Below are 25,277 nucleotides of genomic sequence, written 5' to 3' on the forward strand. Positions count from 1 at the left end.
CAGATAAGGGTGAGATCATTTCCCATTGGAATGAACGTATCTCACCCCTCTCTTTTGCCCTTTGCACCTATCCAATCAGCATCATAGCGAAAATCCGTTCGGATCTCACCAAGTATACATGGTATACGCATCACCCGACAAAGTTCGTCTCGCTTGCTAGGACTGTTGGTTACCTATGACGAATCTGATCTGCCCGGGATCGCTGGGAAGGGTTGCGCCAGCACCATCAATGCGTACGCTCGCGATCCCCATCTGTTGCCCCAGCAGTTGACGCGCCTGGGCAGGCGTTTTGCCTGCCAGCTCCTTCTGTAAGCTCTGTTTCAGCGCGGCGTCGATCTGATAGACCCAGACTCCCCTGGCCTGGACCTGCAATTGAATGCTTTGCGCATTGCTGCTGCTGACCGAGACCTGTGTCGTCACAGCTCCCACAAGCGCATAGCCGATCCCCACCTGCTGTTGAGCCGTCTGCTTCAACAGCGTTGTTGCCATCTGCTGAGCCGCTGCTGCATCATAGACCTGCCCCGTACAGGTCTCTGTCACCGTCAACTGGACCGATGGCACATTCACGCCTGTATCACCAACCTGCTGATCGGTCTGGTCGCTGGTCTTGCACTGTGGATCGCCAGCCAGTTGCTCGCCAGCCACCAGCTTGCCACGCAGAGCCGTCTGAGCCTGCGTCGTCAGATCCTTCACCAGACCCTGCTCCACCGCCGTCACATCCCCCTGCTGCACAAACTGATAATCCTTCGGATCTTGACCTCCGGTGAATGGAGATGTATTTTTGACAAAGACAGAGTTGTCTGTATTACAACAAATTTGACTTATATCAAGTGCGATGATGTTACCTTTTATTCCTGAACTTAGAGAATGGGCTGGAACGCTTACAAATCCAGTATTAGGAGGATTTCCTTGAGGAATCTTTGCATCGGTATCATTTGTAACTTGTACTCCATCTTTTCCAATAAAGATCGTACCAGCTGGTACAGTTTGAATATTTGTAAAAGATCCATTTAAAAAAGTCAAAGTCCCCTTCGCAGCCACGCCGGGGGTCTGTTTATGGCCGCTGGCTTTGATAGTCTGGGGTTGGGAGCTGCTACTGGCGGTGAGGGTGCGACCGGCAAGCTGATTTTTTTGGGGATTGGGATTGGCCTGTGCTGTCAGGAGATAGCTCTGCTGGATGGTCTGGCTGGCGGGGGTAAGCGTGATCGTGGTCTGTGGACTCCCACCAGGAAGCACGCGACTGAGCTGTCCACGCAGATCAGGCGTCAGAAAGGCCAGGATGCCAGCGCCGATGATAAAAGTGAAGAGAGCGATACTGGCTCCAACGATCAGCCAGGAAGGGGCTCGCCTGGATGGCGCTGGCAGCGGGGTTGCAGGCGACTTACGCGACCAATCGATACCTGACCATTCCGGTGCCAACCGGGAGACTGGCTGGAGATTTGAACGTGGAATGGGGAGCCAGCGGGGTGCTCCACGGCGATAGACATTGTTCCGTTTCTTCTCCTCTACTTCAGAAAGCGTCGTGAAGGGTTGATTGGAGCCACTCTGAAGCTGTTCGCCATTGGGAATACTCGCTTTCTCTGTGCGCGGCTCGGGTCGGCGAGGAATAACCGCAGCCGAGACCGATGCATCTGCCCGCGAGGCGCGACGAGGCACAGAAGATTGTTTCTGCGAATCCGCTCGCTCATGTGGCCCACGCAGCCCGGAAGATTCGACATGGGCAGACGACTGAAGCGAACGCTCACTATCTGGAGCTGGAACTCCCTGAGACACAGACTGAAGACCACTCTGAGGAGCTGGAGCGCCCTGAGACGCAGACTGAAGGCCACTCTGAGAGACTGAAGTTCCCGTTGACAAAAAGGGGCGAGGCTGCTTGCCTGTGGGAAAAGATAACGGAACCTGATCAAAAACGGTGGGCGAGGTCACGGTCCGATAATCCAGACGGGGTCGGCGCTGAGTCGTGCCAGGCTCCTGTTCGCGTGGAATGGCGGCGCGTACAGCCTGCCAGAACAGAGCTGCATCGGGATAGCGGAGGGCTGGATCTTCAGCCAGAGCCGTAAAAATAACTGCATCGAGTGCAGGCGGCAAAGCTGGCTCCAGACTACTGGGAGCTGGTGGAAGGGGTTGAGAGCCCCGGCGGCGCAGATCCTGAACACTCCGTCGAAAGGGAAACTGACCGGTACAGAGCTGATAGAGAATCACACCCAGAGCAAAAATATCGCTGGCTGGCTCAGACTTTCCGAGAAGCTGTTCGGGAGCCATATAAGGAAGCGTCCCTGCGCCAGCAAACGTATGATGTGTGGCCTCAACATCCACTGCCAGACCAAAATCGCTCAGCACCACCTGCTCCGAATCATCGGGTAGAATCCGGAACAGAATATTCATCGGCTTCAGATCGCGATGGATAATCCCTTGCGCATGGGCATACGAGACCGCGCTACAGAGCTGCTCAAAGATCGTCAGAGTCTCCGCAAGAGGAAACGGAGCATTGGGCGTCATCCGTTTATGGAGATCGGCCCCCTGAGCAAACTCCATCACAATATACGGCACAATCGAGCCATGACCGGCATCCAGCAGTTCCAACCGAACATCGCCATAGATGCGCAGAATATTGGGGTGACGCCACTGCGCCACCTGGGCCGCCTCCTTCATAAAGCGGTCAAGCGTCTTCTGATCGAGTTCGCCAGCTTTAATCACCTTCACAGCCACCTCACATTCCTCTCGCTCATCCCAGGCCAGACAGACATCAGCCATCCCGCCACTGCCCAGAACACCATCTAACCGATAACGCATCCCTAACCGCTCAATCGCTCGTCCATACCGCCATAATTTCATGCCCACCTCTTCTTAAGCAAGTACAAGATCAAAAAAGGTCAGACCTTTTTCGCATTTTTCGCCCCGGAGAGAGTCTATAGAATAGCTATGCAATACAATAGATAGTATACTCGACAAAAGTGATTATTGCATTTCCCCTCGAAAAAGGCAAGCAAAAGTAGGGCCATTCCCGCAAAGAACATACCAAAAATCAGCAATGCCAATATGCAAAAGTAGCAATACTTAAAAATAGCAATACACCTCTGGATCCCTGCCGTTCAAGGTGACAGGAGGGAGCCATCAGGGAGATCGCATCTCCCCATCCCGTCCCGTCCCGTCCCGTCAACCTCCACCATACCAACCCCCCTGGAAACAATGCCCAGAGAAGCTCACAACGTGAAGCAGGGAGAGAGGAAAGACAGGAACAGATGCCATGGAGGAGCTTCCTGAGTGAAGCAGAGCGAGAGGAAAGAGACAGGGCTTTTCAATTCTAGGTTGGCCCTCTGGTGGCCAAAGAGGTTCTCGCATTGGAAAGAGCTCAAAGAAAAAGAAAATACTGCATCAGGTAATTTTTCGGGCGTGACTGCGGTCTGGCCCGTGTCATCAGCCACACTGAAGTGATTCCGTGACTCACTCAATTCATTGTCCCCCCGGACAGGGACCAGACCGCAGTCGCGTCCGCTGAGCGTGCCCACCCGCCTCTTACCTCCTTCCTGGCTCATAGCCTCTTCTGCAAGAACTGAAAAGCCCTGGGAAAGAGACACCTTCCTTGATATTTCATAATATATGTTTTCGTGCAAAATATAGCATGACAAGTAGGGAAGGTAGCTTGTCTCCTTCCACAATCGTGAAGCTCCGCTTTGTGAGCCCCTCCATAGCCTCATAGAAAACAATGCCATGATGGGGCTCACCTCATGGAGATCGAGAACGTGGAGAAACCGCGACCCATCTGATATACTTTTCTCAGCGTTATAAATAAGAGACGCGATACGCTTCTTTTGCAGCTCGGGCAGGAGAGAAATGCACTGGGAGGTTGTAGGCAAATGACTATCAAAGCGGTCATCTCTGCCCTTGGAATGAGAAGGCAGATCCAACATCAGGCAGAGCAGGTTCTTACGCACCATACAGGAGGCCCGGTCTCCCTGCGCCTCTCTAGCTTCATCCGTACTCCTAGTGTATGCCGCTTGCGGGTGAGAACTTCCCCAGTCGAACTTGGAGAAAGCCTGATCATGAAGGGCATACGATATTTTGAGGACCGTACTGGTGTAGAAACGAGGTATCCAGCCCCTCAATGGATGTTCTTCAATGATTGGGCTGGTCTACAATTCCTCCAAAAGGAAGCAAGTGATCCGCTAATTGTGCCGCGCCTGTATGCAAGTTGCCACCAGCCTGCCCTGCTGCTCATGCAAGATCTCAAACCCTATGCCCATTTGGGAACCTTCTTGCAAGGCCGCGATGCACAACAAGCCACAGAAACGCTGAAGCTGTGGGGAGCCGCCCTGGGGAGGCTGCACGCCTCTACCATTGGGAAACAGATGGCTTTCAATACCCTTCGAGAAGCACTGGCTCCCCGTACGGCTTCCTGGAGTTGGGTTCCTCCCTGGCAACGAGCGTCAGACATCTATGATCAGTTGATCTCCAGTATACCAGCACATGTATTCAAGCAGGGATTTGAGAGCTTTCAATGGATGCTCTGGACTCTTCGCCAGACGTGCAAGACACTCGCGTTGCCCTGTACTATGCAGATAGAGACAGAACTGGCAGAGGTGATCCAGGCACTCAGTTCCCCAGGCCCCTTCCTGGCCTACACGCATGGCGATCCCTGTTCTGAGAATTGTCTGCTTGATGATCAAGGGCTCAAGTTTGTGGATTTCGAGAATGGGGCGTATCGGCATGCCCTCTTCGATGCCGTGTATCCCCGCATGGGCTTTCCCACCTGTTGGAACGGCCAGCAAGTCCCGCAGGCTGTCGTAGAACAAACTGAACAACACTATCGTACGACGCTGACCGCTGGTTGTCCCGAGGCCGCCGATGATCAGCTATTCGCCCAGGCTCTGGTCCATGCCTGTACCTATTGGACATTGCTCTCCTGCCAATTCGACGCGCTTAACCGCCTGACGATACATGATCCATCCTTTTGCCCTTCTGACCGACAAACGACGATGCAGCAGCACATCCTCTTCCGATTTGAACGTCTGGCACAGATAACAGCAGAAACAGGCTATCTTGAGTGCCTCGGGGATCTCTTCCAAACAATGAGCACGATCCTACAGAAACGTTGGCCTGTTCAGACGCATCAGCTCCCTTTTTACCCCGCCTTCAAAAATTTCGACTTTGCCTGCATTTAGTTCTTTCTGATGCATTTGCACCATTTTATGATAACTAAGCTGTTCTTTGAGGTCGCGAGCGGCTTAGTTACAATGCCATGGAGGGGTGACCATGTGGGAAAGGGAACACAGGAAAGAGACAAGCGGCTTTCCCTACTTCACAGTTCATAATATATTTTTTCGTTCATAATAAGACAAAAAAAAGTAGGGTGTCTCCTTCCACCATCGTCAACATCCACCATGCCAGCCCCACCATCGCTTCATTGGAAACAATGCCATAGAGGGGTGACCATGTGGGAAGGGGAACACAGGAAAGAGACAAGCGGCTTTCCCTACTTTGCAGTGTATAATATGTTTTTCGGTTAATATATAACAATACAAGTAGTGAAGGTCGCTTGTCTCCTTCCACCATCGTGAACCTCCGCAATGTGAGCCCCTCCATAACCCTATTGGCAACAATGTCATGGAGAGGCTCACAACGTGAAGCAGGAACACCGGAAAGATAGGAACAGATGCCATGGAGGGGCTCACACAGCGGAGCAGGAACACAGGAAAGAGACAAGCGACTTTCCCTACTTGACATTATTTAATGGGTAAAATTGTATATTTTGGGTGAAAGAGAAAAGACAAGGTCGCTTGTCTCCAGAGGGTGGTAGTGAACGTGAAGTGAGAGAACTTACCATCATCGTTACACTACCCTTGACTGAAGAGAGAAGGAGAGCGAGCTGAGATGAAGAGACTTGCCGATAAAGTCGCCGTCGTTACCGGTTCGAGCCGTGGTATTGGTCGAAGCATTGCCCAGAAATTAGCACAGGAGGGCGCGAAAGTCGTCGTGAACTATAGTAGTAAGCCCGATGAGGCCCAGAAAGTGGTCCAGGCAATCCAGCAACAGGGTGGGGACGCTATCGCCCTTCAAGCCGATATGGGCCAGATCCCTCAGATTATCCAACTCATGGACAAAGTCATTGAAACCTATCAAAGGTTGGATATTCTTGTCTCCAATGCCGGGATTGAACACTTTGGAGCCTTTGATACGGTCACGCCAGAGGATTTTGACCGAATATTCGCCGTCAATACCCGTGGCCAATTCTTTGCTATGCAGCAGGCAGCCAGGCATATGAATAATGGTGGACGTATCATCTGCACTTCATCCATTAGTGCGAGCAAAGGTTTTCTCAATCATGCCGTCTATAGTGGCAGCAAGGCCGCCAATGAAGGATTTGCCCGCAGCCTGGCGATCGACCTCGGTCCGCGTGGCATCACCGTCAATGCTATTGCCCCTGGTGCGACCCAGACCAGCATGTATGACAAAAATGTCGAGCTCTATGGGGACCCCGATTCCAGACTGTCGCTTGACGATCAGATGAAAAAGTTCTCGCCACTGGGTCGCATCGGCCAACCAGAGGATATTGCCAACGTCGTTGCCTTCCTGGTCTCCGACGAAGCTGGCTGGCTCACAGGACAGGTCATTCACATCACCGGCGGCATGGCCTGATCACGCCTGATCATGAACAGAGGCTGCTGAGGCATACAATCACAACAACGAATGCCTTCCTAAAACAGGGCTTCCAGTGCTGAGGTGTGCTCTGGAAGCCGAAAAGGTTCTCACATGACGCGACTGCGGTCGGGCCCGTGTCGTCAGCCTCAATGAATTGAATACCTGAGCGCCTTCAATTCATTGTCCCCCTAGACACGGACCAGACCGCAGTCGCGTCCGCTGAGCTTGCCTACCCGCCTCGCTCCCCCTTCCTCTGCATCTCAGCCTTCTGGACAATTGATTCGGAAGAGGTAATTGAGATTATCAGGCCATTACTCGGGCGCGTCCCGCTGAGCTTGCCTACCCGTCTCGCTCCTCTTCCTAAGAGAACCTTAGCAGGTCGGAGATGGCGTACTAAAGCTATTCAGGTACGTAAATTGCCCATTGATGCCAAGCGAGATCGGCTGCTTCGCAAACCAGGAATAGAAGGCCTCATCCTGGAGATTATAGCCATTGACCGTGAAACCAATCCCAACCAGCGGATCACCCACCTCTAGATAACTATTGCAGCCATATTGAGGTGCCAGCGGCGAGGACCAGGTTGGAGTCTGATTATCGGTAAACGGATCGTTATACCACTCAGAGACTTCATGGCTTAGCGCACTGACATCAGCAATCGGAAACGTTCCAAACAGGCCAGCATCACTATAGGTTGAATAGATGTAGGTATAGATTGAGCTACGGCCACTGGCAGAGGTCTTAGCCAGTTCTGCATGATAGCCCATGATGCAGCACTGAGATGGATTGAAATTGGTATACAGGAACGTGTTGTACGTTAAAAAGATGGGCAAGGTACGTGGGCTTATCTTCAACGAGCTCAACAATGTCTGTAATTGGAGATCAAACCAGTCAATGTCAATCTCACCTACCGTCGAACCTGTTCGTTTGCTTACCCCCTCAACCCCCATCGAAGCTGGCACGTGCAGGGTAAACGTTGAGAACACTTTCGGGCTTCTTAAAACGACATGATAATTGGGGTTCTGAGCCGAGATTGTCTTCCAGAACTCAGCCCTCTGAATCGCATCGCCATACTGTGTATTGCCACTACTGAAATCTGCCTTTTGAAAGATCGGAGAGGCTACTGTCGGGGCCACCTTCTGCGTCCCATCCAGGGCTACACCATCGGCAAACACCACATTGAGTGGAATAATCTCGGTTGCAATACTTGTCGTACTTGCCTGCTGAGAGGGATCAGTTCCGACCATCTGAAAGGGATAGACATTACTATTAAACGTAAAGTCAGAGCCCCAGAACGGGATCGTATCTACAAAAGAGTTATTGGTAGGTCTGATCGCAGCGCTGGCGGGAGCCGCTCCCGAATGAATAAGCTGGCCCTGGTGCAGAGCCACCGAGTGAGGATTCGAGAGCACAATTGCTCTCTTCACAATCCCCTGCGCCTGCACTTCCTGTACCAGCATAAGGCAGATCGCCAATAACAGAGGCATACACACATACAGAGATCGCCTTTTTGCACGCATGAGCAGAAAAATCCGCATATTTCATCCCTTCCACCTGATAAATGTAAGATATCTCATTGAGTCTTCCATATATAGGATAATTACATCATCAAATAAGAGTATTTAAGCCTATGACATGTATAGGTGGGGGGAGAGAGGGATGTGGAACGGGGGCGGAGTGAGTCGCGATGGTCATCATGAGGGGATATATGGCGGAGGGAGTTTCGATGGCGGAATGGGTCGCTACGGCCATCATGAGGGGATATATGGCGGAGGGAGTTTCGATGGCGGAATGGGTCGCTACGGCCATCATGAATGATGGGCCCTACATGTCCTTGCGATAAATCGCACATTAAGGGTTATTCATTGGGGGAAGGGGGTAAGAGAGAGATAGGACGGAGGGGGGTGTGTACGGCGGCCATCATGAATGATGGTCCCTACCTTCTTGGGCGATAAATCAATTATGAAGAGCGATTCATTGGAGAGTGACAGGAATTGGGATGAGGGGATCACGATGTTGAACATGAATAAGATATGATATATGGTATGGTCTTGTGCGGATGGTGTATGATTTATAAAAAGGCCCTGTTTTTTTTAAATTTTAATATCAAATAGGCGTATTCTCTTTTTTGGTTTTTTGCAACTCAATTGATAAATTTAGTTGTACCAGATACATGAATGATGGGTCATATATCATTTATGTGATATATGACCCATCATTCATGAAAAGAAGATTGGCTTCCAAAAAAATCGCTTATGTGCGATTTATCGCATGAGAATGTAGGGCCCATCATTCATGATGGCCGCCGTGACCCACTCCTCCCAATCCCCCCTTCTCATACAATCATCGCACCCCATATGCGATTTATCGCACAAACGTGTCGGACCCATCATGAATGATGCCGCCGTGACCCACTCCTCCCAATCCCCCCTTCTCATACAATCATCGCACCCATCTTACACTTCCGCCATAAGCTCCTCTTCATGGCTGGATTCTGGCTCGCTGACAACACTATTCAGCTTGCCGGGCCACCAGTTCCATTTACCCAGGAGCAGAACGACGCCCGGGACCAGAAGACCACGTACGACAAAGGTATCCATCAGAATACCGACCGCCACACAGACGCCCAGCTGGTAGAGAATATTTAAAGGCAAAGTCGTTAAGACCGCGAAGGTACCGGCAAGGATCAGACCAGCCGATGTAATCACTCCACCCGTTCGTGATACGGCAAAAGGAACCCCATCCTCCAGATTATGCCGCTGAGCCTCTTCACGGACACGCGACATCAAGAAAATGGTATAGTCAGCTCCTAGCGCAACCAGAAAGATGAAGGTGTAGAGCGGGATCGCATAGTTAAAGCCATCCTGACCCTCAATATGCTGGAAGAAGAACGCACAGGCTCCAATCGAAGCCACAAAGTTCAGCGTCACAGCCCCCAGGAGATAGAGAGGAGCAATCAGACTGCGCAGTAGGAGCCCCAGGACGATTGCAACCAGGATCAGCACCACTGGAACGATCAGATAGGTATCATGCAGATTGTACTGATAGGTATCGGCCAGTTCAGCCGTCTGACCCGATAGATAGCCATCGGCGTCCAGATGATTATCGTGCAGCGCCTGATTTAGAGCCGAGCGCAATGGATCAATCACATTGATACCATCCAGCGAATAGGGATCATCTTTAAGCACCACCGAGAACTGAGCCGTACTATTATCAGGCGAGACGTAGGTGCTACTCGCCGCAAAAGCTCCAATCAGCGCCACTTGCTGAGGATTAACTGGCTGACAGGTAGGACCCTGACAGGGACCAGGGCCTGAGGTTGGCTGTTGCGTGAACTTCCCGCTACGAATAGCCTGTTTGAGGCTCTCTGGCAGCGAAGCCAGTCCTTTTTGCAGGACAGCAGGATCAACAATTGGCTGCGCACCATCAGGCCGGGTTGGACCCTGAACCTTCGCCACCCCTGTACTCTTCTGCAAGGCCACTGCGACCGCATCAAGCTCGGTCAGATGCTGATAGACATCGGCCTGATCGCCTTTGAGCTTCACCAGAACGGTCGTTGGAGCCAGTGTGCCCGCAGGAAAATGCTTCTGAAGCGCTGCATACCCCTCGGTTGCATCGGTTGGATTGCGAAACGACGTCAACAGATTAAATGTCGGGACAGAACCAATATTGCCCAGCGCCAGAATACCGAGCAGAAGCAGGCTCCCAACAGTTGCCAGAATACGATGCTTCGCCGTCCAGAGTCCCAGACGTCCCCAGAACCCCTTCAAACTCTTTACATCAGACTCACGTGCAACCTCTGGAGTATATCGGGGCACAAAAGGCCAGTAGGCAGCTCGACCAACCCAGACCAGGAGAGCCGGGACCAGCGTCAGACCAGCAACCAGCATAATGGCAACAGCAATGGCCAGCGTCAGACCCAGTGAATTATACAGATTGATCGCCGTAAAGACCAGCGTCAGCAGGCTGAGGATCACGGTGCCAGCGCTCGAAGTAATCGCTTCACCAACAGCACGCATCGTCGTGCGCATCGCCAGATACTTATCCTCAGTATACTGCAACTCCTCGCGGAAACGCGAAGCCACAAAAATACTATAATCTGTCCCCGCACCAAAGAGAAGTACCGTCATAATTGAGGATGCCTGCTGGCTCACACTAAAAAGCCCGGCATGAGCAGCGAAGCCCAGACAGGCATTCACAACCTGGAGAGCCCAGCCGACCGCAATCAAAGGCAGAAAGGCCAGAATAGGTGAACGATACAGCAGGATCAAGAGCACCAGAACCAGCACAACCGTCCCTAATAACAGCGACACATCGGTTGCTGAGAAGATCAATACGGCATCGGCAACCACGCCCGCCGGTCCCGTCACATGCGCCTCAAGCGACGTATTAGCCGTTGTCTGCTTGAGGTAATCTCGGATATGCTTAACGCTATCCTGAAACGTCTGGCTTGAGCTCTCACCCGTCATCGTAGCAACCATCGTCATCGTAGTCTTATCTTCAGATTGAAGCTGCGATGCCGCTTGAGGCACTGTAAAGATCGAGAGAACAGGCCCAACGAGAGCTGGCTTCTGATCCGATGTCAGCCAATCGCTCACCTGCCGGGCCCTGGCGAGATCATCACTGCTCAACCCTTTGGCATCCGAAAAAACAAGAATTGCAGGAGTCCCTTTGCTACTGGGAAATTCTTTCAATAGCAAGCGAGAGGCCACCTCTGAGCGCGAATCAGCCGGAATATTTTGCGCCGAATTATTATAGACGCTGGCAAGCGAAGGTGCTAACAGTACCAGCACAACGGCAAGAACCAGCCAGAGCGCAATCGTGACAAACTTGCCACGCCTGGATGAGGCTGCATCGGTAAACCTATGTAAGAGGCGTGTAATCACGCGTAACCTCCAGTGATTAAGTCAATCAGGAAAATTAAAACAACTTTCAAACAACTTTTTTATCAGCCAATAAAAGAATAAGACCGAAAATGCTCCTTACTGACCCGCTGGTCAGAGGCCAGGATACCATCCTTACAGCCCTTCTGGCCCATTTCTCATAGAAGAGATGATCGAAATGGACAGGATCGGGTAATAATTTAGCTCCAAATATTTTATCATCTGATAAGGAAATTTAAAAGCCTCGACAATCATACAGATGATCATACAGAGGAGGAGAGGCTGCCTCTTTCGCTGACTGGTATGGAATAAATATGCAGGCATTGGGTGTTATTCTATACGTAGAGATGCTGATACATTAAAATTGTAAACATGGGCTAATAATTATTCAAAAAACAGGCGATTCCTCTTGCAGACCATTCAGAAAAGCGGTATGCTATTTATATAATTTCTAGAAATTATGCAAGGGCGACACGCAAACAGGGGCTGGCCCCCTTCTATACCTTCTAAAAATTATGCAACGATAAAACAGAAACAACGGAAGGCTCCTACTTATTCGGCCATGGAATGGAGGGAGCAGTCCTGTAAGTAGATTGAGTATAGGCTGTCTCATGCCATGAGAAGGCCTTATTAACAATCATAACGGTATGAAAGGAGGACAGTTCTTCATGCCTATCATAGATCGCAGCACGTGTATGGTATTTGATCGGCACAGTGTCAGAGAGAAAGCCACAGGTAAGAAGGATGATGCTGAATTTCAATCCATTTTCTATCAGGTTCCGCGCCTTCCGGGCTCAGACATTGGCAGTGGTACGCAGCCTCCTTACATTAGCGTTTGTGTGTGAAAAGACAGATGGCTCATGGCTGCACCCTGCGAAAAAGCAGAAGCCGCTTATTACCAATGACCTGCTTCATCAAAAATCTATCACTGAAACCTTCCTGCACGAAATACAATCCCGCGCAGACAACAAGCATGAGATCACGCCGCCGATGGCAGCCTATGTCAGTCTGGCAGTACAGAGTGACCAAATAGCCATTGCTGAATTAAGCGGCTCGTTGCTTACAACACATTCTGTGCCATTGCAGGGCGAGGATTTTGCGGAAGCCAGCATCCACTGGTTGCGCGGACGAGCCCGCAGACAGCATCTAAGCTATGTTGCAGCCTCATTTCCCGCAGCAGAGCTGTCGGATGACCTGCTGTCACGTTTATGGTTACAAGATGATGTCGTGCCCTATCGCTATCATACAGATCAATTAGAGCCATCCCCAGGACTGACCAGGACGCCCAGGATCGCCGAAGGGGTAAAAGCGGTCTCGTCTCATTTTGATGCTAACCATATTGCAGAGACAAAACTGGGACCAGCCAACGAAGTACTGGTCACGGAATTGGTCTCGCTCGAAGAATACCGACAGATTACATCCGCCAGAGATTTTATGCGCTTAACCACTCTCGCGCAACGCTTCCAGGGACGCCGGCTTGTCTTCTTAAGCGCTACTCCACAGGGTGGCGGGGTCGCGTTGATGCGTCATGCCCTTATACGTCTGCTCCGGCTGGTTGATGTGGATGCGCACTGGCATGTCCTCATGCCACGAAAAGAGGCCTTTGATATCACCAAGACGAAGTTCCATAACGTCTTGCAGGCGGTTGCCAATCGTGAGGTTGAGCTGACAGCGGAGGAGAAACTGCGGTATGCCCTCTGGATGCGCGAAAATGCTCAATTGTTACAGCCAGTGTTTCGTGACGCTGATGTGATCGTGATCGACGATCCTCAGCCCTCAGGTCTGATTCCATTTATCAAACAAGTAAATCCATCAGCAAAGATTATCTATCGCTCACATATCCAGATTATGGCCGACTTAACCAATCAAGTGGGCACACCTCAGTATGCAACCTGGAGCTACCTCTGGGAAAATATTCAACTGGCTGATTGTTTTGTCAGCCATCCCATTGATCGGTTTATTCCAGCTATTGTTCCAGCTAAAAAGGTTTTTTACCTGCCAGCGACAACAGATCCTCTCGATGGCTTAAATAAGCCACTGACAGATGAGCAAACGGATAATTATCTGCGCATCTTCAATAGAATTGCCAGTGAGCAGCAGCAGACGCCACTGGATGTTGAGCGGCCTTATATTATTCAGATCGCCCGCTTTGATCCTTCAAAGGGGATTCCAGACGTTCTGGAGTCTTATCTAAAGCTGCGCCAGATGCTTGCAAAGCGGCGGATCCCTGAGCCACAACTGGTGATTACTGGCAATGGATCGATTGATGATCCCGATGGCAAGCGGGTACATGCCCAGACGTTACAGATCGTCGAGCAAGAGCCCTATAAGTCGTTTGCGCAGGATATCAAGATTGTGCGCTTGCCCCATCGCGACCAGATTCTGAACGCCTTACTTCGTCGCAGCGCTGTAGCACTGCAACTTTCAATTCGTGAAGGATTTGAGATCAAAGTCACGGAGGCTTTACTGAAGGGTATCCCGGTGATCGCCTATAATGTCGGAGGGCTGCCATTACAGATCGAAAATGGGGTCAGTGGCCATCTGGTCCCTGTCGGCAATACCACGCGCGTAGCTGAGCATCTCTATGAGCTGTTCAGCAATCCAGCCTACTATCAACGTATGAGCCAGGCGGCCTATAAGCGGGCCAATCCCGCGTACCTGACCATTCCCAATGCCATCTCCTGGCTCTCTCTGGCCCAAACAGAATCTCCCTCTTTTGGCTGATGCCATCCATAGGGATTGCCGCCTACAATTCACTACAAACCGGTCACTGTAAACCGGCAATCCCTGACACGCACCCCATTGGCTTGTCGGCTAAATATGTTCAAGAGAGAATTGTAAGGGAGGAATAGTGTGTGAGTCGTTCAATAACTACAACCAGAGCATTCACTCAGCCAGCTACCAGTTCAACACGGATCTTATGGGCCTGTATTATCGCAGGCATTCTCTTTGTCCTGGACTCGACGCTTCTATCCTGGATTGGACCCGCAATTGCCAGAGATCTGCACGCAAACCCCGCCTCTGTCAGCATTCTCTCCTCGCTTTTTATTGTCACACTGGCTGCGGCCATTCTAGGAGCTGGTGCACTGGCAGATCGCTATGGTCGCAAACGCCTTCTCCTGATTGGAGTGACCGCAGAAACGCTGCTCGCAACCCTGGCGGTCTTTACACCAACTGTTGGAGCGCTTGTCTTCATTCGCGCACTGGCTGGCATAGCCGGTGCCTTTGTGAGCCCTCTTACGATTGCCATTATTCGTGTCAATCTGCCAGAACGGGAGCATGCCAGGTCCATGGGGCTGTATCTGGGCATTCTGAATCTGAGCTCAGGGCTATCCGCCATCGTAATTCAACTGATCAATCAGACGTTTGGCTGGCGATCAACCTTTCTATTAATCATCTTGATGGGCCTACTGGCGTGGTTTATGCTCAGCGGCATTCCTGAAAGTTCTGCCACAGAACAGAAGCCCATTGATTGGCGCGGAATCATTCTGGCTGGCATTGGCCTGGTTGGCCTGATCTATGGCTTAAATCTGGCAGCCACTCCCAGAGGCTTTAGCAATCTGGAGGCAGACGGCTTTATTCTGCTCGGCTTCGTCACACTGGGCCTTCTCATCTGGCATGAGAGCACCTGCGACCATCCCGTTCTGTCATTGGCGTTCTTGCGCCTGCCAGCGGTACAGATGGGATGTCTGATTGCCCTTATTGTCCTCTTCGCGCAGGGCTGTGCGATCTTTCAGCTTACGTTGTATCTCCAGACCTACCTGGAGCGTTCGCCATTGCAGACCGCACTCTATCTCTTACCCTTTGCCTTTGCCTCTTATCTCGTCTGCCTCTTCATGGATCAACTCGTCCGGCGGTTCAACCGAAAAGTGCTCCTTATTGGATCGCTTCTGATTATGCTGGCCGGTATCGCTGGTCTGGCGCTGACATTGGGGCCAGATAGTACCTTCTGGCATTTCCTTCTTCCCCTCATCTGTATCGGGGGAGGCGTCGTCATTGCCAATACGCTACGGGTCCAGATGATCATGGATGCCGCCTCAGTCGAATTAGCCGGTGAAGCCTCTGCTTTAAGCAATATCGTCGCAGATATAGGAGGGGCACTAAGTATTGTGCTCTCAACCTTGCTCGTCTCACTGTTTGCAGCTCAAGCGTACACCAGGCACCTTCTACAACTGGGAGTGTTGCGCGCCCACATCGATTCGTCACTGACGCTGCTAACAAAAGATCTTCAACCAACCTTTGCCAACCTCGGCGATCAGTATGGTATCAGTGAGTTCCAGGCTAAAGCCATCGTTGGCATCTATGAACAGGCCTATCTGTCCAGCGTTGTCCTTGTCTTCTGGCTCAGCGCACTTGCTCTTCTCGTTCTCCTCTTGCTCGTTGCTTTCCTCTTTTACCCACACAAGCACAAAAAACGGGCTAGCTGTAAGTCTAGCCCATTATAAAGAAGGATTGGCGCTTCCTCTATAGGGTTGGGAGGTATAAGCATCCGAACTAACTTATGCCTCCAAAAGATGGTAGAGTTGGAGGAGGAAACTTCATCATTCACAGCGCTATTCTAAGGCATAAAAAACGAAAAATCAAAAGGTAAATTTCGATATAACAGATCGTCAAAAGATGAAACGCTTGGATGATATGGTATACTGTGGACAAAGAACCCGGGCACAGAAGGACTTATCAGGACAAAGAGCCGACCATCACCAGCACTCTCTGAGAGATCGTATGGAGGAGAAGCGCTCTTTTCTTACGCCCTTCTAAATTTTTGTTGGATAAAAGGCGAAAAATGGTGAAAGAGAATACAGAACCTGCGATGGATGGGATGCACTACTTTTCATCCATTCTGGATGGAATTGGCAATACTCCGCTTGTACGATTAAATCGTATTGCAAGCGATGTCCCCCCTCTCGTTTTGGCGAAGATGGAGATGTTTAATCCTGGTGGGAGCGTCAAAGATCGCGTTGGGCCCGCCCTCATCGAATATTGTGAGCAGCAGGGCTGGCTTCGCCCTGGTGGCACCATTGTCGAGCCAACCAGCGGCAATACCGGCCATGGTCTGGCGATCGCGGCTGCCATTAAGGGCTACCATTGCATCTTTGTCATGACGGATAAAGCCAGTGAAGAGAAACGCAGCCTGCTGCGCGCTTATGGAGCAGAAGTTGTCGTCTGCCCAAGTAGCGTCAATCACGATTCTCCCGAATATTATAAAAACGTCGCCTATCGCCTCGCCAAAGAGATTCCAGGTGCCTGTTGTCCTGATCAATACTCGAATCCAGCGAACCCAGCAGCCCATTATGCATCGACGGGTCCAGAGATCTGGCGGGCTACTGCTGGCCGCATTACCGCTTTTGTGGCTGGCATTGGCACAGGCGGTACTATCTCAGGAACCGCTCGCTATCTAAAAGAGCAGAATCCCGCCATTAAGATTATTGGTGCCGATCCACCGGGCTCTGTCTACTCTGGTGATACCCCTGGCCCATACAAAGTTGAGGGGATTGGCATGGATATGTACCCACGTAACTATGCGCCCGAACTGGTCGATGAAGTCATCCGCATCGATGATCGCTCCTCTTTCAACTGGGCTCGCCGCCTGGCTCGCGAGGAGGGTATCCTTACTGGCGGTTCAGCGGGAACGGCCCTTGGAGCCGCCCTCACCTATGCACGTCGTCTGACTCCGCAAGATGTTGTCGTTGTTCTGCTCCCCGATACCGGTCGTGGCTACCTGAGCAAGCAATATAACGAGACCTGGATGCGCGAAAATGATATGATCGTTCAGGCAGATGCTGAGCAGCCAACGCTCCATGATGTGCTGATCTATCGACGCAACCATGCTCATAGCATGCCTCTGGTTGTGAGCGTCCGACCCAGCGATTCCGTCGCTGACGCCGTCGAGCTCCTGCGCCGCTATGGCATTAGCCAGACCCCGGTCATGGAGAATCAGCAGATGATTGGGAGTCTGACCGAAGATCTTCTGCTCCGCCGCCTGGCAACGGGCGAGCCCTTAGAGACCTGCGCCGTGGGCGAGATTCAAGGACCGCCATTCCCCATCCTGGATGCTGACGCACCAACCAGCGAAGCCTACACACTCTTTAACGACTGTAGCTCTGCGGTCGCGGTCAGTAGCAAAGGAGAGCTGGCAGGCATTGTCACCAAGGCCGATCTGCTCGAATTCTGGGCCCACACACGCCACCCATAAGTCTTCGCCTATACAAAAAGGCTCTCATCCAACCATCGTTGGGTGAGAGCCTTTTGACAGTGCATCAAAAGAGTCAATGCGAAGACGCCCCACTTATCACCTACAGAACGTTAGCAGGTAGGCGCATAGGCAGTAAATGTGCCCAGATAGGTATATTTGCCACCGATACCCAGGGACGGATCCTGACGAGCAAACCAGGAGTAGAAGGTCTCATCCTGTGGATGATAGCCCTTGACGTCAAATGCGATTCCAACGAGAGGATCACCAACCTCCAGAATATTGCTACAGCCATACTGTGGAGACAACGGCGAAGTCCAGTTTGGAGTCAAATTATCGGTAAAAGGATCATTGTACCACTCAGAGATCTCATGGCTCAGCGCATGAATATCTTCGATCGGCAGCGATCCAAAGAGACCTGGATCACTATACGCAGCGAAAGCATAGGTGTAGATCTTGCTATCACCACTGGCAGTCGTTACGGGAAGCGCATTGTGATATCCCAGAATACAGCAGTTGGCGGGATCTCCACCATCATACAGGAAGGTATTGTAGTCCAGGAAGATTGGCAGCGTTTTGGGGCTCAAGTTCAATGAGAACAACAAGCCCTGAAGCTGCGTATCAAACCAGTTGACATCAACACGGCCCAGTGGTGCACCCGTACGGCGGCTAGGCCCCTCAATACCATATTCAGCAGGCACATTCAAGGTTACTGTCTTATAAATCTTTGGCTCAGACAGCAGGACGTGGTAATTCTTGCTACCATTGGAGACATATTTCCAGAACTCTGCACGCTGAATGGCATCACCGTACTGAGTATGACCACTGGTGAAATCCGCTTTCGTGAAGATTGGAGAGTCCTCAGTCTTATCAAGCTTCTGCGTTCCATCCAAAACAACACCATTTGAAAATACCAGCTTCAAGGGAATGATCTCTGTTTTAACGGTAGTGGTCTTTGATCCCAGGCTTGGATCAGTACCTACCATCTGGAATGGATAGATACTTCCATCAGCGGCAAAAGCCGAACTCCAGAATGGAACCGTCTCGACAAAACCAGATGAACGAGCCGCTGCAACGGCTGCCGTATGAGCAGCTGCACCAGCCGCACCAACCTGGGTATTGCCATGAAAGGTTGCATATCGTGGTGTACCAACATCAACGCCAGCTGCACTCTGTGCCCCTGCACTGGCAATGGTACCAAAAGTAGCAATCGTCACAAGCGAGAAAGCTATAATCAGCTTCAACCAATTCTTTTTTGTGGACAAGATTGATTGTATCCTTTCTCAAATCTGTTGCACTGTGATTAAAAGTATAAAAATTGGTATTGGAATGGTTACTGCAAACAAAAAGTTGGTTCATCCTGCTCACCGTTTTTAGAGCGTGGAAGAGGATACGGAAAGCATTGGATTAACCAATCTGACCAGAGTATTCGGAGATGCCTATACCTTATTCACATTGCCACAAATAGTGACGCACTGGTACCCAAAGATTACCAGATACAACTTCACTAGAAATTATCCACAAAGTATCGTTTTTATCGTTTATGCTATATAAAAAATTTTCAAGTTGTATCTTTCTGACCAGAAGCATTCTAAGATTGCCCATTCTCTTACATAAGACACTATCTATTTGCTTATTTACTTACTATTGAATACATTGAAAAAACCCTTCCGATTCTCTCTGGGGGAAATTAATTATTTATATAACTTTTCACTCTCGTCTGCATACGGCACGGTCAACGTCTGTGTGTTGAGCCTGAGCTGTCTGCTCTTGAACAAGAACGGGGAAATGGGCAACGAGGGGCTGAGAATACGATACTCATGTTTTTCTGCCCGATCTCATGGCCGCCAGGCGTCTCCGGCTATCTATCAAACGTCCGCCAAAGAAGGCAAAGACGGCACCAGCAATGACCCCAAAAAAGAGGATCAACACCAGCAGCGTGAACAGTGTCGATGAGATAATGACCTGATTCGTTATCGCCGCTTTCTGGGCTGGTGTCTTGAGCGTGGCCTGCGTGGCCAGACGAATCGCATCCAGGTTTACAAGGGTAGCGACAAGCGACACAATTCCATTTACCAGATAGGCAATGCCACCTGTCAGAGCACCGGCCATTGCCCCCTTCTTCAATGCCCCTGTTTCACGAGTTATACGGAATCCAACATACATATAGACAAACAAGGTCAGTAAAAAACCAATAATGGCGATCCATGAAGCGACTCCTGGTGGAACCAGGCTGGCAATAAAGCCTAAAATGACTTGAAATATACCAATACCTATCCCAAACAAGATCCCCTCTCGCAGGATAGGCCGTTCTTTGATAGCTATCATCATCACTCTCCTCTATACATGTGACATCGAACCCCGATCATGATCACACATTCTCTTAATACATGTGAGATCGCACCCCGATCATAATCACACATTCTCTGCCACACCATATCATATTCAATACCATTCTACAAAGAGCACATGGTATTCGCTGCTAAAAGCAACGAATACCATTCGGCGACCCCAGGCCGGTCTGAAAAGAATATTCATTCTCAGGAGAGGGAATATCATTCAAGCAATCGTAGCTTTCGCTCTCAAGCAGCCAGGGGAACCGCACACTATAACTTGCATTGGCATTTCCCGTCAGGGCATAAACGCCCGCAATAATAGGGGCAGACGCACTGGTCCCGGCCATCATATACCAGCCATCCAGGCCGTAGGTATCGTACGCCGCCATTCCAGTCTGGGGATCACCAACGGCAGCGACGTCAGGGACTGCACGATTAGCACAGCCTGTGGAGAAGCTCTTTTGCCAGTAGGGCTGCGAAATATACTGGCTACAGCCACCGCCTGACCCACTCCAGGCCGTCTCTGTGCCATTCTGTTGCAGGCTCGTTCCACCTACGGCTGTGACATATGGACAGACAGCGGGAATATTTACTCCTGGACCAGAATCTCCGGAGCTGGCAGTGATTGTCACGGTCTGATGCTGAAAATAAAGGCTACAATAAGAAGCCTCGTCAGTATACTCTCCCTGTGAGCCAAAGCTATTATTGACCACATTCGCCTTCTGAGCAATCGCTGTATTCTCTGACATACCCAGATCATTGAGCGCATCTGAGTTGGCTTCAATCAGGAGGATATGGCAATTCGGACAGATGGCGCTCACCATATCGAGATCAATCGAGACCTCCTGAGCCCACGCCACATTCGGCGACGGGAGCGGAGCACTCTGACCAGCCTGATTGAGCTTCAAAAAGCACCCATTGCTCAGTGTACAGGGCGCTAAATGATAGTGCGCTCGATACACCGCCAGATCCGATTCTGCGTTGGGATCATCATAAGCATCAACAATAGCTATCGTCTGACCAGTCCCTGCTGTGGTCGATGGCAGTTGATAGGCTGTCTGCAAAGCGGTAGGTGAATAGGGAAAGGTATCAGCTGGTGGGACCGCAAAATTCCCCCAATGCCTGCCTAAAGACTTTTCGACAATGACTGTACATCGTGCTTTATGATCCTGAGCAACTTTTTTCCCATCAGGGCAGGCTCGATAGGGCCCATGAGAAAAACTATAAGAAATCGCTGGCGTACGTAAGACCGATGGGGCGGCCTTCACCTCTCCCAGACCTACTACTGCCAGCAAAAAAAAGGCCATCAACCAGCTCAATAGAAATCGTGGTGCCATCCTCTTACCCTTTATAACTAAAAATAGAACGCTCTGTAGTATTCGTTTAGAGGGAGTTTGAGCGTTCAACATTAGCATAAATAGGCAGACAAATGATATATTTGCCTTGATCTGAAGATCTCCTGTCAGGATGTGACGCAAAAAAGAGAGCTTCGACCAATCAAGTTTGCTCGATTGGTCGAAGCTCTCCAGCGTGAAGGAGGGCAGATCTAGTTCGGGCCCGCTCTACGAACGGCCTCCTCTATCGAGGAGAATTGAACAAAGTTTTGCTTAAACAGTTCTGCTAATCTGGCTGCTTGTTGATCATAGGCCTCAGGATCAGACCAGGTCTGACGGGGTTGAAGCAATCTGCCAGGGACATCGGGGCAGCTCGTAGGAATATGGAGGCCAAAGACGCTATCGGTCACGGTATCCACCTGCTCTAGAGCTCCACTGATAGCGGCTCGCACCATCGACCGTGTGTAGTTGATATTGATACGCTCGCCAGTTCCATACGGGCCACCCGTCCAGCCAGTATTGATGAGATAGCAGCGCACCTTATAGCGCTCGATACGCTCTCTCAAGAGATTTGCATATTCAATTGGATGCAGAGGCAAGAAGGCGGCCCCAAAGCACGAGCTAAAGGTTGCCTGTGGGGTCGTTATCCCTGTCTCTGTTCCCGCAAGTTTACTTGTATAACCCGACAAGAAGTAGTACATCGCCTGCTCAGTCGATAACCGCGAGATGGGGGGTAAGACGCCAAAGGAATCGGCAGACAGGAAGATCACGGCCTGTGGCTGTCCCCCTATACCAGTAGTGATAACGTTATCGATATAGTCAACAGGATAGGCCACCCGTGTATTCTCTGTTAAAGAAGCATCAGCATAGTTGGGTTCGCGCGTCTTCTGATCCAACACGACGTTTTCATAGACTGAACCAAACCGCACAGCATTCCAGATCTGGGGCTCATATTTCTGAGAGAGGTTGATGCATTTGGCGTAGCAGCCACCCTCAAAATTAAAGACTCCATGCTCACCCCACCCATGTTCATCATCACCAATCAAGCGCCGATCAGGATCTGCCGAGAGGCTTGTCTTTCCTGTCCCTGACAGGCCAAAGAAGAGCGCCACATCGCCACTATTCCCTACATTGGCCGAGCAATGCATGGGCAGCACGCCTTCCGCTGGCAGAATAAAATTCAAGACCGTAAAGATCGCTTTTTTCATCTCGCCCGCATATTGCGTACCGGCAATCAGGACCAGACGTTCCTCAAAATCGATAATGATCGCAGCGCTTGAACGCGTCCCATGCGTGCGGGGATTTGTATGGAAATGCGGAACGCAGAGAATGGTAAAGCCGGGCCGCTCAGTTGTCAGATCGCTTTCATTCGAGCGGAGGAAAAGTTGGCGAGCGAAGAGATTATGCCAGGCCAGTTCAGTAATGACTTGAATAGGCATACGATAGTGCGGATCAGCCCCTGCGGCGGCATCCAACACATAGACATCCCGTCCCTGCAAATAGTCGGCCAGGCTCCGCCGCACAATCGCAAAGGTCTCAGGCTCCATAGGATGGTTATTCTCTCCCCACCAGATACGGGAAGAAGAACTATCATTAGAGACAATGCATTTATCTTTTGGCGAGCGCCCAGTATGCGAACCTGTCGTAGCGCAGAAAGCGCCATTAGCGGCCAGTTGACCCTCCTGCTGTGTGAGTGCATGCTCAACCAGTGCAGCAGGAGAAAGATTCCAATGAATAGTACCCAGATTGACCAGCCCATAATCTTCCAGGGCATTTCGGCTCATCATCAACGTCATGATCGTAAATCCGCCTTTCAGAATAGTGTCCCACAGCCCACATAACTTCAACCACGAAGAAAAGACAACTAGCGTGACGCGATTGGGTCAACAACAGAAAGATCATACCCCGCTGCCGTTGCTGGATACACCACGCTGTGTGTCCACACGAACAGAAAATGAACATGTTCAGCACATCTTTGATATTGGCTGGTTCACATCGCTCTGAGCGCTTTATAATTCCAGGATTCTCAATCTCTACGCTTCAATTCGCAGCCTATACGCCAATAAAACCAGACGATAATTTTCTGTACCAGCACATTTCATGCACCGAACAAGCGTTAGTCTACCAAATCTGGCTGCTTTATGCAACCCGGAAGAGCCAACGTACCAGAAAATTCTATCGGCCAGGTATACTCTCTACCGGTTCCGTGGTATTTCAACCTTCTCTTCAAAGATCTTATTGACGTGACTTACCATTCTCTTACAGGGCTTGAATGGCTGCCACAAACTGATCACCTCGATCAAATTCATTGAGGAACATTCCAAAACTCGTGAAGCCCGGGGAGAAGAGGAAAACATCGCCAGGGCGGGCCAGTTCTAAGGCAGTCTCCAATGCCTGCCGAAAATCTGTAAAGACGCCGCGGACCGGATTGTTCTTCTCTTGCTTATCCGCTTCAGCCTGAATAGCGGGCACGAGCTCATCGGTGCCGCTTCCAGCCAGGAGAACAACATCCCGGCAGCGCTCCACGATGCGTTGAGGCCAGAGCTCCAATGGCAGATGCTTGGTGTTCCCTCCTGCAAAGAGCAGAATGGGTGAGTTAAAGGCCTCCAGAGCGACCTGACCAGCGACTGGAGTAGTGCTTGCGCTGTCATTGATGAAACGCACGCCATGACGCTCGCGAAACTCATGGAGCCGATGGGGGATGCCATTGAAACGACGAACGGTCTCGGCAATGACCTCATCACGTACGCCCAATCGACGAGCTGTGGTCGTCGCCAGTAAAATATTCTCTCTATTGTGTCTTCCTGGTAGCGGCGTATCATAGAATAGGAAAGGCTCAAGCTCCTGAGAACCACGCGCAAAGCTCCCACCACGCTCGAGACTCCCAAACCAGGTCTGGCCTGGTGCCTCTTCGCCAAAGCGCCTCGTCCATGGATTATCGTAATTAAAGATGGCCAGCCCTTCAGAGGTCTGATGGCGGAAGATATTGGCCTTGGCTTCCGCATACTCCTCCATCCCGCTATAGGTATTGAGATGATCTGGATAGATATTCGTCATCACTGCAACGGCTGGACTGATCTGATGAGGCTCTAATCCTTCTAACTGCCAGCTGGAAAGTTCCAGAACAACCTGTGTCTCACGCGTAATCTGTGGCAGAAGTGACAGCGTCTCGACGCCAGCTACATTGCCACCAAGCATCGTTGGTGCTCCACTGGCGCGCAAGATCTCATACAACAGGCTGGCTGTAGTTGTCTTGCCACGCGTCCCCGTCACTCCAATGATGCGGCCAGGACAGGCCAGAAAGAAGAGGCCAATCTCCATCTCTATCCGCGCACCATGCTCTTGCGCTAACAACAGATAGCGCGAGGTTCGCGGTACGCCCGGATTGCGAATAACCATCTCTGCCCAGATAAAGTCTTCATCTCGATGCTGTCCCAGGATAAACTCAATTGGCAGGCCTGCCAGCGCTTTCACGCTTGGAGCCAGTATCTCGGGCGACTTCATATCGGTCACCCGTACCTGCGCCCCCTGCTGGGCAGCATACCGCGCTGCCGCCATGCCAGAACCCTGGAGGCCTAAACCCATCACCAGGACACGCTTTCCACGCAGATCCATAGCACAATTTCCTCGCTTCTCTTCTTGCATTTCTGTTCACCATCATACCAGAATTACCGATGATGGTACAAATTTGAAGGTACAAATTCGCTCCTAAAAAAAGGGCCCAGAAACGTTCATTCTGATATCATACAAGAAACAACCTGACAGTTTTTCGCAAAAAAAAGTTATAATACTAACATCAGCTATTGAATCAGTCCAATAACAGCGGAACACCAGTAGATGTTACTTCCTTTCAGAGGGAAGATCAGAGGAAAGAGTCTCATACTGTAGAGAGATCCCA

15 protein-coding genes are annotated in these 25,277 nt (G+C 50.8%); 6 read left to right on the top strand and 9 right to left on the bottom strand.

Going from position 1 to position 25,277, the window contains the following annotated elements:
• Positions 1-156: 156 nt before the first annotated feature.
• Together EL628_RS13880 and EL628_RS29835 are read right to left on the bottom strand one after the other, a co-directional pair.
• The gene (locus tag EL628_RS13880; RefSeq protein WP_126580532.1) at positions 157-2,835 is read right to left on the bottom strand and encodes a serine/threonine protein kinase; all 2,679 of its coding nucleotides are present in this window, start codon (positions 2,833-2,835) and stop codon (positions 157-159) included.
• A gap of 368 nt (positions 2,836-3,203) precedes the next feature.
• Entirely contained in the window at positions 3,204-3,938 is a 735-nt protein-coding gene (locus tag EL628_RS29835; RefSeq protein ID WP_161975495.1) for a hypothetical protein, read from the bottom strand.
• A gap of 105 nt (positions 3,939-4,043) precedes the next feature.
• Between EL628_RS29835 and EL628_RS13885 the strand changes: the two genes are divergently transcribed.
• Positions 4,044-5,162, top strand: a complete 1,119-nt coding sequence (locus EL628_RS13885) for a phosphotransferase (protein WP_161975496.1) — start codon at positions 4,044-4,046, stop codon at positions 5,160-5,162.
• Positions 5,163-5,871: 709 nt separating this feature from the next.
• Positions 5,872-6,636, top strand: coding sequence for an SDR family NAD(P)-dependent oxidoreductase (locus tag EL628_RS13890; protein ID WP_126580534.1), 765 nt, complete (start codon positions 5,872-5,874; stop codon positions 6,634-6,636).
• Between the two features lie 374 nt (positions 6,637-7,010).
• On the opposite strand, the gene EL628_RS13895 is transcribed toward EL628_RS13890, so the two are convergent.
• Entirely contained in the window at positions 7,011-8,174 is a 1,164-nt protein-coding gene (locus EL628_RS13895; protein ID WP_126580535.1) for a hypothetical protein, read from the bottom strand.
• A 170-nt stretch (positions 8,175-8,344) separates the two neighbouring features.
• Between EL628_RS13895 and EL628_RS30795 the strand changes: the two genes are divergently transcribed.
• The gene (locus tag EL628_RS30795; protein WP_281276541.1) at positions 8,345-8,479 is read left to right on the top strand and encodes a hypothetical protein; all 135 of its coding nucleotides are present in this window, start codon (positions 8,345-8,347) and stop codon (positions 8,477-8,479) included.
• 613 nt (positions 8,480-9,092) lie between these two features.
• Here EL628_RS30795 and EL628_RS13900 read toward each other — a convergent pair.
• The gene (locus EL628_RS13900) at positions 9,093-11,522 is read right to left on the bottom strand and encodes an MMPL family transporter (RefSeq protein ID WP_126580536.1); all 2,430 of its coding nucleotides are present in this window, start codon (positions 11,520-11,522) and stop codon (positions 9,093-9,095) included.
• A gap of 741 nt (positions 11,523-12,263) precedes the next feature.
• Here EL628_RS13900 and EL628_RS13905 point away from each other — a divergent pair.
• The 3 genes from EL628_RS13905 to EL628_RS13915 all read left to right on the top strand — a co-directional run bounded on the left by EL628_RS13905 (position 12,264) and on the right by EL628_RS13915 (position 17,712).
• Positions 12,264-14,243 carry a glycosyltransferase gene (locus EL628_RS13905; protein WP_126580537.1) on the top strand — a complete coding sequence of 660 codons (1,980 nt, stop codon included), beginning with the start codon at positions 12,264-12,266 and terminating at the stop codon, positions 14,241-14,243.
• 131 nt (positions 14,244-14,374) lie between these two features.
• Positions 14,375-15,964, top strand: a complete 1,590-nt coding sequence (locus EL628_RS13910; protein WP_126580538.1) for an MFS transporter — start codon at positions 14,375-14,377, stop codon at positions 15,962-15,964.
• A gap of 374 nt (positions 15,965-16,338) precedes the next feature.
• Positions 16,339-17,712 (top strand): cystathionine beta-synthase, encoded by a 1,374-nt coding sequence (locus EL628_RS13915; RefSeq protein ID WP_126581949.1) that lies wholly within the window; start codon positions 16,339-16,341, stop codon positions 17,710-17,712.
• A 110-nt stretch (positions 17,713-17,822) separates the two neighbouring features.
• Here the strand turns inward: EL628_RS13915 and EL628_RS13920 are convergent, their stop codons facing one another.
• From EL628_RS13920 to murD, 5 genes are all read right to left on the bottom strand, one after another.
• A complete protein-coding gene (locus EL628_RS13920) occupies positions 17,823-18,974 on the bottom strand; it encodes a hypothetical protein (RefSeq protein WP_126580539.1) in 1,152 nt (383 codons plus the stop codon).
• A 553-nt stretch (positions 18,975-19,527) separates the two neighbouring features.
• Positions 19,528-20,040 (bottom strand): hypothetical protein, encoded by a 513-nt coding sequence (locus tag EL628_RS13925; RefSeq protein ID WP_126580540.1) that lies wholly within the window; start codon positions 20,038-20,040, stop codon positions 19,528-19,530.
• A 151-nt stretch (positions 20,041-20,191) separates the two neighbouring features.
• A complete protein-coding gene (locus EL628_RS13930; RefSeq protein WP_161975497.1) occupies positions 20,192-21,382 on the bottom strand; it encodes a S53 family peptidase in 1,191 nt (396 codons plus the stop codon).
• Between the two features lie 209 nt (positions 21,383-21,591).
• A complete protein-coding gene (pckA, locus tag EL628_RS13935; RefSeq protein WP_126580542.1) occupies positions 21,592-23,175 on the bottom strand; it encodes a phosphoenolpyruvate carboxykinase (ATP) in 1,584 nt (527 codons plus the stop codon).
• Positions 23,176-23,638: 463 nt separating this feature from the next.
• Entirely contained in the window at positions 23,639-24,994 is a 1,356-nt protein-coding gene (gene murD, locus EL628_RS13940) for a UDP-N-acetylmuramoyl-L-alanine--D-glutamate ligase (protein WP_161975498.1), read from the bottom strand.
• Positions 24,995-25,277: the final 283 nt, after the last annotated feature.

The organism is Tengunoibacter tsumagoiensis, assembly GCF_003967535.1.
Classification (GTDB): Bacteria; Chloroflexota; Ktedonobacteria; order Ktedonobacterales; family Ktedonobacteraceae; genus Tengunoibacter; species Tengunoibacter tsumagoiensis.